The 14,383-nt window shown below is 37.8% G+C and carries 12 protein-coding genes; 3 read left to right on the top strand and 9 right to left on the bottom strand.

From position 1 onward, the window contains the following. Positions 1-16: 16 nt before the first annotated feature. From LF887_RS07355 to LF887_RS07330, 6 genes are all read right to left on the bottom strand, one after another. Positions 17-556 (bottom strand): hypothetical protein, encoded by a 540-nt coding sequence (locus tag LF887_RS07355; protein ID WP_236858347.1) that lies wholly within the window; start codon positions 554-556, stop codon positions 17-19. A 99-nt stretch (positions 557-655) separates the two neighbouring features. Continuing rightward, positions 656-1,648 (bottom strand): isoaspartyl peptidase/L-asparaginase family protein, encoded by a 993-nt coding sequence (locus tag LF887_RS07350; RefSeq protein ID WP_236858345.1) that lies wholly within the window; start codon positions 1,646-1,648, stop codon positions 656-658. A gap of 192 nt (positions 1,649-1,840) precedes the next feature. Beyond that, positions 1,841-2,323 carry a DUF6691 family protein gene (locus LF887_RS07345; RefSeq protein WP_236858333.1) on the bottom strand — a complete coding sequence of 161 codons (483 nt, stop codon included), beginning with the start codon at positions 2,321-2,323 and terminating at the stop codon, positions 1,841-1,843. 27 nt (positions 2,324-2,350) lie between these two features. Next, positions 2,351-2,914 carry a YeeE/YedE family protein gene (locus tag LF887_RS07340; RefSeq protein ID WP_236858320.1) on the bottom strand — a complete coding sequence of 188 codons (564 nt, stop codon included), beginning with the start codon at positions 2,912-2,914 and terminating at the stop codon, positions 2,351-2,353. A 267-nt stretch (positions 2,915-3,181) separates the two neighbouring features. Beyond that, on the bottom strand, positions 3,182-3,820 hold the full coding sequence (locus tag LF887_RS07335) for a Crp/Fnr family transcriptional regulator (RefSeq protein WP_236858318.1): 639 nt from the start codon (positions 3,818-3,820) through the stop codon (positions 3,182-3,184). An 18-nt stretch (positions 3,821-3,838) separates the two neighbouring features. Next, the gene (locus tag LF887_RS07330) at positions 3,839-6,043 is read right to left on the bottom strand and encodes a family 20 glycosylhydrolase (RefSeq protein WP_317207791.1); all 2,205 of its coding nucleotides are present in this window, start codon (positions 6,041-6,043) and stop codon (positions 3,839-3,841) included. Positions 6,044-6,264: 221 nt separating this feature from the next. Here LF887_RS07330 and LF887_RS07325 point away from each other — a divergent pair, with 221 nt between their 5' ends. Then, positions 6,265-7,083: a DUF4197 domain-containing protein gene (locus LF887_RS07325; RefSeq protein WP_236858308.1), complete on the top strand. Its 819-nt coding sequence runs from the start codon at positions 6,265-6,267 to the stop codon at positions 7,081-7,083. A gap of 323 nt (positions 7,084-7,406) precedes the next feature. Here the strand turns inward: LF887_RS07325 and LF887_RS07320 are convergent, their stop codons facing one another. Then, positions 7,407-8,060 (bottom strand): CoA transferase subunit B, encoded by a 654-nt coding sequence (locus LF887_RS07320; protein WP_236858306.1) that lies wholly within the window; start codon positions 8,058-8,060, stop codon positions 7,407-7,409. Between the two features lie 121 nt (positions 8,061-8,181). Between LF887_RS07320 and LF887_RS07315 the strand changes: the two genes are divergently transcribed. Further along, positions 8,182-9,984 (top strand): ABC transporter ATP-binding protein, encoded by a 1,803-nt coding sequence (locus LF887_RS07315; RefSeq protein WP_236858303.1) that lies wholly within the window; start codon positions 8,182-8,184, stop codon positions 9,982-9,984. A 59-nt stretch (positions 9,985-10,043) separates the two neighbouring features. Here the strand turns inward: LF887_RS07315 and LF887_RS07310 are convergent, their stop codons facing one another. Further along, positions 10,044-10,745, bottom strand: coding sequence for a CoA transferase subunit A (locus LF887_RS07310; protein WP_236858300.1), 702 nt, complete (start codon positions 10,743-10,745; stop codon positions 10,044-10,046). A 140-nt stretch (positions 10,746-10,885) separates the two neighbouring features. On the opposite strand from LF887_RS07310, the gene LF887_RS07305 reads away from it, so the two are divergent. Further along, positions 10,886-11,263 (top strand): hypothetical protein, encoded by a 378-nt coding sequence (locus LF887_RS07305; RefSeq protein ID WP_236858296.1) that lies wholly within the window; start codon positions 10,886-10,888, stop codon positions 11,261-11,263. 104 nt (positions 11,264-11,367) lie between these two features. On the opposite strand, the gene LF887_RS07300 is transcribed toward LF887_RS07305, so the two are convergent. Then, on the bottom strand, positions 11,368-14,106 hold the full coding sequence (locus LF887_RS07300) for a fibronectin type III domain-containing protein (protein ID WP_236858295.1): 2,739 nt from the start codon (positions 14,104-14,106) through the stop codon (positions 11,368-11,370). Positions 14,107-14,383 lie beyond the last annotated feature (277 nt).

Here is a 14,383-nt window from a genome sequence, read left to right as displayed (position 1 = left end):
AATTCTATTTCGGCTCTTACTGTACTACGTCTGCAATTAAAAAGGAGCTGTTTTCTTTTATAATCTTCACTTTAACCGGGTATTCAGCTTTTAGTTCTTTATCGGTAAGTATAACGTCAAATAAATAACTGTTATCACCGTCAGAAATCAGCTGGCATTTTGTTACCTTTATCTCATTCCAATCCTGTCCTGTGATTAAGAATCCAACACCTGTTCCGGCTTTTGACGTATCAAACTTATCTTTCCATTTATCCTGAAACTCCTTTTCAGTGAGACTGCCATCTACATCCAGATCAACGTTCATTGCATCTGTTTTATAATCAAAATAATCTCTGGTTGTCATTTTCTGCATATTCTTTTCCTCATTTCCAAGGTCATCTTTGAAATACTCTTCAATGTTTTTCTCCAGCCAGTTTTTTGCTTCTTCAGAATCCCTGGATTTATTTTCTACAACTACATTTTCTTTCACCTGAGGCTTGGTTTGTACTGCTTTCTCCTTGTTTTCCTGCTTGCATGCTACAATTAAAAATAAGGAAGCTATTATCGTTTTTTTCATATATTCTGATGTAAATGGGTACCCGGGCTAAAGTCCGTTCTATTTAATCTAATATTTGTTATGAATTGGTTATAAGAATATTATTATTTTGATCTCAGCTTATTTCAAAGCAAATTCCGGTTTTTCAAGACGGTTCCCTTTCTGATCATAAACGGCAAAATTAAACCCGTCCTGAATACAGTAAGAACCATATTCTCCTTTTTTATTGATGGCAATGAAACCAACCTGAATATCTTTTAAATTTTTGTTTCTTCTTTGAGTAATTTTTACAATTCTGTCTACCGCTTCTTTACAAGCCTCCTGCGGGTTTCTGCCTTGCCTCATCAACTCAACAACAAGATGTGTTCCTACTGTTCTTATCACTTCTTCGCCATGACCGGTTGCCGTAGCAGCCCCTACTTCATTATCTACAAACAGGCCTGCTCCGATTATCGGGGAATCACCTACTCTGCCGTGCATTTTAAAGGCCATTCCGCTGGTTGTACAGGCTCCGGAAAGGTTACCCTGGGCATCTAAAGCTATCATTCCTATGGTATCGTGATTCTCAATATTGGCAATGGGCTTATACTGACTGGTTTTCAGCCATTCTTTCCATTCTTTTTCTGATTCGGCGGTAAGAAGATTTTCTTTTTTAAAGCCTTGTGAAAGGGCAAACTGTAAGGCTCCATCTCCTACCAGCATAACGTGAGGCGTTTTTTCCATGACGGCTCTGGCTACAGAAATTGGATTTTTCACATGTTCCAGACATGCTACTGAACCTATGTTATAATTTTCATCCATGATACAGGCGTCCAGAGTGACTCTGCCATCTCTGTCCGGCCGGCCGCCATAACCGACACTTCTTTCTTTGGGGTCTAATTCTACAAGACGAACACCTTTTTCAACTGCATCTAAGGCTTTTCCTCCCTTTCCGAGAATAGTCCATGCTTCTTCATTGGCTTTTAATCCAAAATTCCAGGTAGAAAGTACAATGGGTTTATTTTCAAATTTATTGTTTTCCGGAAATTCAGAAGCTATTAATTCTAAAGGGTTTACAGCAAGTGCAAGAGAAGCTGCTGCTGTTCTTTTTATAAAGTTTCGTCTACTTTGCATGTCAGGTTTATTAGGCTTACAAATTAGCAATTTTCCAGCGGTTACAAAAACTAAAAAGACTGTAGAAGAATCATCTACAGTCTTTTTGGAATTTTAGAATAAAAAAAACGGCTTTTTTATGTCCTGTGGCCAGGAAACTGACATTCTATGAAGCACAAAATTACACCTGAATATGAAATCCCTTTATTATGATCAATGGGGCAGTTTATCTTTAAAATATCCATACACCCAGGTTCCTGCAATGGCACTCAAAAGTGTAACCGATACAGCCAACGCTCCTGTCCCGATCTGAGCGAAGAGCGGACCCGGACAGGCTCCTGTAACAGCCCATCCAAAGCCAAATATTAATCCGCCATAAATTTGGCCCTTATTAAATTTTTTAGGAGTGATTGTAATAGGTTCGCCATCTATTGTTTTTATATTAAATTTTTTAATAATCCATACGGAAGCCGTTCCTACCAGCACTGCGCTTCCAATGATTCCGTACATGTGGAAGGACTGCAGCCGGAACATTTCCTGTATTCTGAACCAGCTGATCACTTCTGCTTTCACAAAAATAATTCCGAACAAGATACCCGCAACAAGATATTTCAGGTTATAGTACCATTGACGGTTAGTATTACTTTCATTTATACCAGCAGTATTCTGACAGCTTTTATCATTTTCTTTTATCATTATTTCAAATGCTCTTTAAAATTATACTTATAGGGATAAAATCACCGGCAGAATAATATTTGCCATAAAAAAACCTCCCATCATAAAACAGATCGTTGCTACCAGGGAAGGCCATTGCAGATTGGAAAGTCCCATGATTGCATGTCCACTGGTGCATCCTCCTGCATACCGGGTTCCAAAGCCCACCAAAAACCCACCGACGACCATCGTAATAAACCCTCTGAGGGTCAGCAGACTTTCAAAATTCATCAGTTGGACCGGAACCAGATTGCTGTAGTCTGTAATTCCATAGCCTGCCAGTTCGGTTTTCAGATTGGGATTAATTTTTATTTCAGCCGGATTAAGCATAAAACTGGCGGCAATCATTCCACCGAAAAAAATCCCGAGCACAAAGAATAGGTTCCAGGATTCTTTTTTCCAATCGTATTTAAAAAAGGGCACATCAGCCGGTATACAGGAGGCACATATATGCCTCAGCGAGGAACTGATTCCAAAGGATTTGTTTCCCATAATCAGCAAAGCGGGAACGGTAAGGCCAATCAACGGACCTGCAATATACCAGGGCCATGGTTCTTTTATGATCTCCAACATTTTTTTTATATAAATTTATTTAAAACTTTGATCTTACACATCAGAAAATGGTCCTGAACTTTTTGTAAAGTTCCTGTTTTCTTTTTTCTGCTACTGCTACTTTTGTTACATAAGAAAAATATGGACCTATCAATGATGCATGGAGTTTCATGATAATAACCCTATAAAAATGTTTATGATAAGAATTCGCATCGCTAAACCACCCCGCTAAATCTTGGGTTTACCGCCACAAGGTGGAATATGAGTAGCTTTAATGAAAAAACTGTATTATGAATTGATATTTTTCAGAATAATAATTTTATTTCTTCCCAGTTGCAGCTTTCCTACTGTTTCCAGTTGTTTAAGGAGTCTGGATACGACTACTCTGGCAGTTCCCAACTCGCCGGCAAGCTGCTCATGGGTTGTGTGAATAGTTTCAGAGCCGGTGAGCTCAGATTTTTTTTGAAGAAGGTTCAGGAGTCTTTCATCTACCTTTTTGAAAGCAATGGCATTGATAATATCCAGCAGTTCTTCGAATCGTTTATGATAGAGTCTGAAAATATAATCCAGCCACTCCGGATGTTCTTTAATAAATAAAGAAACCTTGTCTACCGGTAAAAAAAGGATTTCAGCATCTTCTTCTATTTCAGCTCTTACAATACTTTTTTCGTTGTGCATTCCACCCAGAAAAGACATAATACAGCTTTCTCCCGCTTTGATGTAATAGAGCAGAATTTCACGTCCGTCTTCTTCTGTCCTGATGACTTTTAGCATTCCTTTCATCACGATAGGAATGGAACGGATAGAAGCATTTTCGTCTAAAATAATGTCTCCCTCGTGATAGCTCTTTGTTGTGCCATACTGGTACAGCTTCTCTACCAGCTCCGGTGACGAAGAAAACTCTGAAGAAAGTATAGTATTCTTCATTTTTTACTGTAATCTTACTTAATTAACGCCAATTTCATCAACAAAAAGCCATGCGTTGGAATCTGCTCCCGGGTTTCCTGGGGGAATAATTCCTGCGTTTTCTATGTTTACTTTCAGATATTTTGCATTCTGAGTTCCTACATTCAGCCTGATCTTTCCTTTAGCATTCTGAATTTCCTCTTTGCTGATCTCCTTGATCAATTTAAAGTTTTTATTATCATCGGAAACAAAAATTTTCGCAGATTTTGCGAGATGAATCCAGCTTCCTTTATTCTCTAAAGTATTAAAATAAACTTCTGAAAAAACTGTTTTCTGTCCGAAATCTATTGTTGCGATCACATCTTTCCCCTGAAAGCCAAGCCATGTTTTGCCCAGTTGTCTGGTATTGCCGATTATTCCGTCTACAAGGGTAAAAGCACCACCAAAGGAATAATTTTCACTTGGTTGCTGTTCAAGGCTTATATTTTTTCCGGTCGTTTTTGAAATTGTAAATTCCTGGGTAGAAACAGCGCTTTTCAACTGCCCGTCTTCAAAATAAGCTGACTTAATTGTTAAGGAGCTGGGAATCGGAACTGGGCCCTGATATATTTTAGAATTCAGAGAAGGAGCGGTTCCATCCAGCGTATATCTTATTCCGCTCGAACTCTGAGAAGTTGACAGCTCATAATCAATACCATTATTTGCAGGGATTACTTTTCCGGAGATATTGTAAATACTTTTCGCATAGTTTACCTTCATTTTATCCAGAACTTTGAATTGGGTGATGACTCTGTTTTCAAAGTCTTTATAATTCTCAGGGTCTGAGGTTCCCCATCCTACTTCAGAAAGTGCCATTAATCTTGGAAAGATCATATATTGTACCTGCTTAAAGTCTAAAATATATTCTGTCCACAAGTTGGCCTGAACCCCCATGATATATTTTGCCTGCTCTGCATTCAATTCAGAAGGAACAGGGTTATAAGAGTATACTTTATCCAAAGGGGTAAAGCCTCCAAAAGCATTAGGTTCGGATTGAGGATCTCCCTGATAGTGATCAAAATAACAGTAAGCCCCTGGAGTCATGACGGCAAAATGTTTAGATTTTGCGGCTTCAATACCTCCGTTCACTCCCGTCCAGCTCATTACGGCTGCATTAGGAGCTAAACCTCCTTCCAGGATCTCATCCCATCCGATTATTTTCCGGCCTTTGCTGTTTACATATTTTTCAATTCTATGGATAAAATAGCTCTGTAAGCCATGTTCATCTTTTAAATTATTTTTCCTGATCAGATCCTGACAGTGAGCACATTCTTTCCATCTGGTTTTCGGGCATTCATCACCTCCAATATGGATGTATTGAGATGGAAAAAGCTGTATAACCTCATCCAGAACATTTTCTAAAAATGTAAATGTTTCATCTTTCGGACAGAATACATCATCAAAAACGCCCCATTTTGTTGCAGCTTCAAAAGGCCCTTTTGTACAGGCCAGCTCCGGATATGCTGACAGAGCGGCCAAAGCATGTCCCGGCATTTCTATTTCCGGAACAACGGTGATATGTCTGTCCTGAGCATATTTTACAACCTCTTTGATCTGCTGCTGGGTATAAAAATAAGGGCCGTAAGGTTTCCCGTCAAAAGTATTGTCTACATATGCCCCGATCATTGATTCTTTACGTTTTGAACCGATCTGAGTCAGTTTCGGATATTTTTTTATTTCAATTCTCCATCCCTGATCATCTGTCAAGTGCCAGTGAAAAGTATTCAGTTTGTACATCGCCAGATAATCAATATACTGCTTCACCTCATCTACTGTAAAAAAATGACGGCATACATCTAAATGCATTCCTCTCCATGCAAAATTCGGCTGGTCTTCAATTTTTAAAGCCGGAATCTTCTTTACATCTTTATATTCTTCAAGCAGCTGACTCAGTGTCTGAAGGGCAAGAAAATATCCCTGCCGGGTATAAGACTGAATACGAATCTGCTTAGGTGAAACTTCCAGAATATAAAACTCTTCTTCTCCTGCAGCTCCTTTTGGCAGTTGCGAATAGACCAGTTGAGCATCAGCATTCTTTGAATCCTTAGACTGTAATACTGAGGCTATCCTTTTTTTGAAATAGTCTGTTTCATTTTTAGGAAGTTCACTACTTACAAGCAAAACATTAGGAATCGTAAAATTTCCTTCATTGAGCTTTATATTTTGAGGATAAGGAATTAAGTTCAATTTATTCTGAGCAAACATTAGGGTTGAAATTAATGCGAAAAAAACTGACAAGGCTCTTATCATTGGATGCAGTTAAAGGTTTTAGCTAAGATAATTATTTTCTAAAACTCTTTATAAGTTTTTAATCATTAAAGTCACAAAAGCTTTTAATTTTTTTACACTGTATTAAATTATATGGTTTATTTTTTGATAAGTATAGATGACTTAAAAAAATAAAACGTTTAAATTTGTAAAAAAATATGATGAAAAAAAACATTTTTGTGGCAGCCGGTTTGTTATTCTCAATGTCTACCCAGGCACAGCTTTTAGATATGATAAAATCTACGGTTAAAGACAAAACTGGTGTAGATCTTAATACTCCGGCAAAAACAACGGGTAATACAGCATCTGCAACAGCCACTACTCCGTCCGCCCATTCTACAGGTTCTCCTATAAACCTTGGAAGTCTTACCTCAACACAGATTTCATCCGGATTGAAGGAAGCTTTAAATATTGGAGTAACAGATGGTGTAAAGAAACTGGCCGTAACGGATGGCTTTTTTAAAAATGAGGCGGTAAAAATCTTAATGCCTGAAAAACTAAGAAAAATTGATACCACCTTACGTTCTATCGGCATGGGAAGTCTTGCTGATGAAGGGGTAAAGCTTTTGAACAGAGCCGCTGAAGATGCAGTAACACAAGCTGCCCCTATTTTTACAAGCGCTATTACTTCTATGACGATTACTGATGCTAAAAATATCCTGCTGGGAAATGATAATGCTGCAACCAGCTATCTTCAGGGGAAAACCCAGACTCAGCTGTTTAATGCTTTTCAGCCTAAAGTAAAGGCTTCTTTAGGAAAAGTAGGTGCTGACACGGTATGGAAGAACCTGATCTCAAAATACAATACTTTTACAGGACAATCTGTTACCACAGATCTGAATGAATATGTTACAACGGAGACCATCAATGGGGTTTTCAAAATGGTAGCAGACAAAGAGAGCGGAATCAGAAATACACCTGCGATGAGAACGACAAGTATTTTACAGAAGGTTTTTGGAGCTCAGGATAGGAAATAAATAAAACGTTAGAAGTTAGATGACATACTAACCGTTAAAGTATAAAAGGAGCTGTTTCATTGATGAAACAGTTCCTTTTTTTGTTTTAAATTCTTTTGTCTTGAAACAAAAGAAACAAAAATTCAAGATCTGGACCTCTCCGCTAAAATTAAATTCTGTTCCCTAAAAATTCTAAACTTGCGCGAATTCTGTATGGGTTAATCTGTTCTAAGCTGGTCTCGCGCTTCGGACAGGAGAATTTTCTTAACGCTCCCATTTCCTATGTCATATAAAATATCCGGCCTCACTTTGTGAGGCCGGATATTTTATTTATTATAGTCTGATTAGAATTGCATTTCAGGAATTTCTCCTTCAATAATAAGTTCTGCTTCTGTAGCTTTGATAATGTCTTCTACTGAAACGCCTGGTGCTCTTTCTACCAGTTTAAATCCATTTGGAGTAACATCCAGTACCGCTAATTCAGTTACAACTTTTTTCACACAGTTTACTCCTGTTAGAGGAAGTGTACATTTTTTCAGGATTTTGCTTTCTCCGGCTTTATTCACGTGCATCATAGCAACAATGATATTTTCAGCAGAAGCTACCAAATCCATGGCACCACCCATTCCTTTCACCATTTTTCCGGGGATTTTCCAGTTGGCAATATCTCCGTTTTCTGAAACTTCCATTGCTCCAAGAATGGTAAGGTCTACTTTCTGACCGCGGATCATCCCGAAACTGAAAGCAGAATCGAAGAATGAGCCTCCTTCTAAAATAGTAATTGTTTGTTTTCCGGCATTGATGATATCAGCATCTTCTTCACCTTCGAAAGGGAAAGGCCCCATTCCCAAAACTCCGTTCTCACTCTGGAATTCTACGGAAATCCCATCCGGAACGTAGTTGGCAACTAAAGTAGGAATTCCGATTCCCAGGTTTACATAATAACGATCTTTCAGTTCTTTTGAAATTCTTTTGGCAATTTGTTCTTTTGTAAGCATAATAAAAACTTAGAGTGCAATTTAATTATTTTCACTTGAATACAAAAGGCTTTATTCCCACTTAACAATTAACACTGTTAGTTAAAATAATATCTGTAATTTTGCAACATTATTTATTAGAATGAAAATACTCTTAAAATATCTTAAACCTTACCAATGGCTGATTGCCATTTCCTTGTTTCTTGCTACTGTAAATCAGGTTTTTTCTTTATTTGCCCCAGCCATTACAGGAAATATTCTTGATCAATTGGTAACTCATCCTAATTTTTTTGATAAGGAAAAACTTTTACCCAGAAATCTGGATGAATATTTATACGGGACTTCTATTTACCACGGTGCGTTTTATTTTTTGGGACTACTTATCGGAACGGCAATGGTAAGCAGAATTGCCAAGGCTTTTCAGGATTATGTGGTAAGTGTTATTACCCAGAAGTTTGGTGCTAAAATATTCACAGACGGGCTGCGTCATTCAATGGCACTGCCATTTCAGGAGTTTGAGGATCAGAGAAGTGGTGAAACCTTGTCTATATTAACGAAAGTAAGAGAGGATTCTGTAAAATTCATTACCAATTTTATCAATATTTTCTTTGGAATTTTAGTAAGCATTATTTTCGTTTCTGTATATGCCATCCGCCTTCATTGGTCTATTATGCCGGTATATATCTGTGGAATTTTCCTGATTGCCTTTATCACGAATTTATTGAGTAAAAGAATAAAAGTGATTCAGAAAAATATTGTTTCAGAAACAACTGCTCTGGCCGGAAGCACCACAGAAAGTTTAAGAAATATAGAAATTGTTAAAAGTTTAGGATTAACCAATCAGGAAGTTCTCCGTTTAAATAATAATACCTACAAGATTCTCGGACTTGAGCTCAGAAAGGTTAAAAGTATCCGTTCTTTAAGTTTTATTCAGGGGACAATGGTTAATTTTCTTCAGCAGATGATCACCCTGACTCTTTTATTTTTAATTTTTAAAAGCATTGTTACTCCGGGGCAGTATCTGTCTCTTATGTTTTATGGTTTCTTCATTTTCGGGCCGATGCAGGAAATCGGAAACATCATTATTTCTTACCGTGAAGCTGAAGCTTCTCTTCAAAACTTCGACCGGTTAATGAAAAAAGAAGTGGAAGAAAAACCTCTACATCCCAAACAGATTGGTGCTATTGAAGAATTAGAATTTAAAAATGTTTCTTTCAAACATCAGTCTGCTCAATATAAAGCATTAAATAACATTTCTTTTGATCTTAAAAATGGGGAAACTATCGCCTTTGTAGGACCCAGCGGTTCCGGAAAAAGTACGCTGGTAAAATTACTGGTAGGACTTTACAGACCTCAGGAAGGAGATATTTTATATAATTCAATTAATGGTAAAGAGTTTGATTTTGATGAACTGAGAAATCAGATTGGTTTTGTAACTCAGGATACTCAGCTGTTTGCAGGAACAATTAAAGAAAATCTTCTTTTTGTAAACCCTAAGGCTACCGAACAGGAATTGGCTGTTGCTCTGCAAAAATCGAGCTGTACTGCACTGCTGGAAAGAGCTGAAAAAGGGATAGAAACCGTGATCGGAGAAGGCGGCCTGAAACTGAGTGGCGGTGAAAAGCAAAGAATTGCTATCGCACGTGCTCTTTTAAGAAAACCTCATTTGCTGATTTTTGATGAAGCGACTTCAGCACTGGACAGTATTACGGAAGAGGAAATAACTTCTACGATAAAAGATATTTCAAAAGAAAAAGAACAAATTACGGTACTCATTGCCCACCGTCTAAGTACGATCATGCATGCGGACAAAATCTATGTGCTTGAACGCGGACAAGTGGTAGAAACAGGTTCTCACAATAACCTGATTGCCGAAAAAGGACTCTATTACGCCATGTGGCGCCAGCAAATCGGGGAAAGAAAAACACTTACTCCTGAAGCATAAAAAAAGCGCTGAATTTATTTTCAGCGCTTTTTTTTATTGTCAACTGTCTTTTAAGAAGCTTATTCTTTAGTTCTAACGGTTCTTTGCTCTATTCTCTTTTCAAATTTTTCTCCCTGAAAAATTCTCTGGATCATAATTCCCGGAATATGAATCTCATTCGGGTCCAATTGTCCAGGTTCTACCAATTCTTCTACTTCAGCAATGGTAATGGTAGCAGCACCTGCCATGGGATGATTGAAATTTCTTGCTGATCCTTTAAAAATAAGGTTTCCGGCATGATCTCCTTTCCATGCTTTTACGATAGAAAAGTCTGCTTCGTAAGCATTCTCCAGAATATGTGGTTTCCCTTTGAAATCTTTAACTTCTTTTCCTTCTGCTATTTCGGTTCCATAGCCTGCCGGTGTATAGAATGCCGGGATTCCTGCCTGAGCAGCTCTGCATTTTTCAGCTAAAGTACCTTGCGGTGTAAGTTCCACATCCAGTTCTCCTGAAAGCATCTGTCTTTCGAATTCTGCATTTTCACCTACATAAGAAGAGATCATTTTCTTAATCTGTCTTTTATGAAGCAGTAATCCTAATCCGAAATCGTCTACTCCTGCATTGTTTGAAATACATGTCAGATCTTTCACATCACTTTCTACCAAAGCATTAATTGAGTTTTCAGGGATCCCGCAAAGTCCAAATCCACCAAGCATCAGTGTCATTCCATCCTTGATTCCGTCGATGGCTTCCTTTGCATTTTTTACTCTTTTATCTATCATGAAATATTAGATTTTTCTGTTGGCTAAATTTAATAAATTTTATCATATCTATGGTATTTTGATTAACCTGATATTTAAAAGCGTTTTTTATCTGGTCTGAATTTTGGTTAAATAATACTATCACCTTTAAAGTAAATAATATGGAAACAAAAGACATTTCAAGAATTGCCCTTGGTACATTTCTTATCACAGCAGGGATAGGCCATTTAACTTTTGCCAGAAAGGAGTTTCAGGCTCAGGTTCCGGACTGGGTTCCTTTGAAAAAAGATGATACAGTTGTCTATTCCGGAATTACTGAAATAGTATTAGGAACCATGGTAATAGCAACGCCTAAAAAGTACAGAAAAACAATGGGAAAAATTGTGGCTGGCTTTTTCGCCGCCGTTCTACCAGGTAATATTGCCCAATATAAAAACAGAAGAGATTCTTTTGGTCTGAATACGGATAACAGGAGATGTGCCAGGCTTTTTATGCAGGCTCCCCTGATTGTCTGGGCGCTTAAATCTACGGATGACTGAAATAAGAATCGGGAAAAATTTCATTTTTCCCGATTCTTTATTAACTGAATTATATAAAGATATATGTTTATTCCTTTTTATTCAGGGCTTTCCTTTATATTATCTTATTGAATGATTAATTTTAAAGTAAAAAGTTTTCTCCCGTGTACTTTTACAAAATAGACTCCTTTCGGAAGGTTCTCATTTACTAAAGAAAAACGCTGGTTATTAATATTTTTTGATACATAAAGCAGCTCTCCTGATGCAGAAATCAATTCGATTTTCTCAATCGGATAGTCACTTTTAATGAAAGTAGGTTCACCCGGTTTGGTTGGATTAGGGTATAATACTACATTTTTCTCTGTACTTTTGGTTTCTTCAGTTCCTAAAGTGGGTGAAGCCACCTGAAACTGTACTCTGTTTGAAACTTCTGTATAGGAATCGTTGGTAAACATTACCATATAATAATTTCCAGGTGCAGCTGGTACCGCTGTTCCCTGTATTGTTTTCGTTCCCTGTGTCACTCCGTCAAAATAAGTATAAGAAACAAAATTATCATCAGGTGTCTGAATATTTTGAGGATAAATACCCAGCCAGTCTTTGATAATTCCCGGGGAATCCGTCCAGGAAGCAGTGATATTTTCACCTAATGTATACACCGGTTTATTGATCCATAAATCTGTAACAATATCTCCTACTTTAAAGAAAACCTTCTCTCCCACTCCGTTATAACCATCTTCCAGTAAATACTGAGCATAGTAATATCCTTTCGGAAGACCTGTAAAATTAAGGGTTCCTGCTGAAGTGGTCACATAGCTCCATTTAATAGAATTTGTTGTTCCCGGAGTTTGCCCCATTTTATAAATTCCGATCCAGTCTTTCTGCAAATTAGGGCCATCTGTAAAGTTAATAACCACAGTTCCGCCTACAGGATAAGTATCTGCAGTCGCCTGTAACTGAACTTTAGGTCCTACGTAGAAATTTTTTCTTGCTGTAATTTCCGTATATCCGCCGTTAGCAAAAAATCCTGCAAAATACTGTCCTTTATTTGCCAAACCATTGTTGAAAGTAACAGTTCCTGCAGTCTGCCCGGTGGTATATAGGTATCCCTGAGAAGTTGCCGAAGCCGGAGTCTGTCCTTTTTTATAGATCCCTACCCAATCCTGCTGATTTCCAGGACCTCCTGTAAAGGTAGCCGTGATGGGTTCATTTTGGGCATATTCTACTTTATCTAAAGCAAATGTAGGGTTAGAAACAACGCTTCCGGTAATTTCGAACTGTTTCACATCACTCCAGTCACTCCACTCCAGGTTTCTGTCTCTGTAGCGGGTTTTTACATAATAAATACCGTTTGGAATAGAATTCTGTGCCAGAGTAACTTTTGTGATATCTACTCCTTCATTCAAATTTTTGGTCTTATCCGGAGTTCCGTTTCCCTCTTTTCCGAACCAGTTTTCAAAGTCACGGTAAAGCTCTTTTTCAATGACAGAAAAATTGGCTGTTTTACTGATAAGGAATTGTGTTGTATTTAAGAGTTCACCATTAGAAGACGAAAATGCACTACCATTTAAGGTAATAGGTAAGGTAGTTGCCCCTGAGAAAGTATTTGTAATGGATGGTTTTGCAGGTTTGGGCTGATTTTTATACCGGTGAAAAGAATCTACCAGTACATTATTTTTCTTATTATATACACCACCAATAGAATAGCATTCAATGTCTACTTTTCCCGTTGGCACATCTACTTCTACGATCTGATAGGTCCAGTCTGTCAGTGTTTTCTGAACATCATCAAAATCCTGCTCGTTCGACATTCCCCAATACTGATCCCAGGCAGTTCCTCCCGAAATGATCTGGTAAGCCGGGCTGTTTTTCAGCTGCCCTCTGTGATAGAGATGGTGATGGGCACCTACGTGCATTAAATATTTCTCTGAAGTTACCAGAAGTGGTACTGCATTTTCTCTTACCCAAGTAGAAATATCTCCTACATACTGCTCAGCCTGATAAGGTCTGTGGCTCAGGGAAATAATCCAGTCTACTGTAGGATCGTTATTTGCTTCAGTTAATATCTGTTGGAGCCAGGTCTGCTGAGCTGATCCGGTATGTTCAGAACTTAAACTAATAAAAAGGACATTACCTGCCTGCTGAGCATAATAGTTCTCATTTCCGGAGCTTATATTCTTATATTTAATTTCATCAATATAAAAATGAGCATAATAGGAATTCATTCCTAAAGTTCCATAGGTCTCGTGGTTTCCTACTGTGGTTTGAATAGGCAGATATGGTGACAGCTTGATATTCTTTTTAAAGTGAACATTCTCATAATGGTCTAATGTTCCTACATCTACCTGATCTCCCACCATAAAGGTAAGAGCAATATTATCTGACGGATCTGAGCTGGCTCCGAATTTTTCTTTTAATTTTTTATAGGCATTCAGAGTAAGACTGTCATATCTGGGCTCTGCTTTGATCTGGTTGTCTCCCATGATAAGAAAACGGATCTTTCCATTTGCTGTTGCGGCCTGCCCTGGCAAAGGAAGGGTTCTGAAATTATAAACGGCAGACTCGCTGGTTCCCGTTTTTATCTTGTAATAATATTTTGTATTGGGCTGCAGATTGGTAATCTTTGCCGTGTGGTAATAATAGTTGTTGTTGTATCCTGTATCGGAGAAGATATTGGTAGTGCCTGTTACCGTTACGTTCAGATTGGCTGGGGAATCTCCATAGATCACGGTTGTTTCGTTATTGGAAGCTGTCTTCCAGTTCACGATCATAGAATTCGGAGCCGGGTTTTGTAAATAAGGGAACAAAACCTGTCCGAAAGCCATATGGGCCGCGAAACAAAAAAAGAGGAAATAATGTTTCATAATAGCTTAGTTTTTTAATAGTAGATTAAGTTTCAAATTGTAAATCAGTGATTTAAAAATCGTTATTCCGATTTTTATTTCGGGCAAAAGTAGACTTCCCATATAAACTCAGCCTGATGGAACTTTAAAGAAACTGTTAACTTTTCAGCAAAATTGAAATGAAAAAATTATAGTTTTTAGCACATTAATTATTTGGCATATTCAAAAACTATTTTGTACATTTGCAACCTGTTATTCAACCTCTGACGAAAAGCGTGTAAGTTGCTTAGCATTAACA

The sequence above is a fragment of the Chryseobacterium sp. MEBOG06 genome (genome assembly GCF_021869765.1).
GTDB lineage: Bacteria > Bacteroidota > Bacteroidia > Flavobacteriales > Weeksellaceae > Chryseobacterium.
The sequence above is the reverse complement of the archived record's forward strand: the minus strand, read 5'-3'. Positions and strand labels throughout refer to the sequence as shown.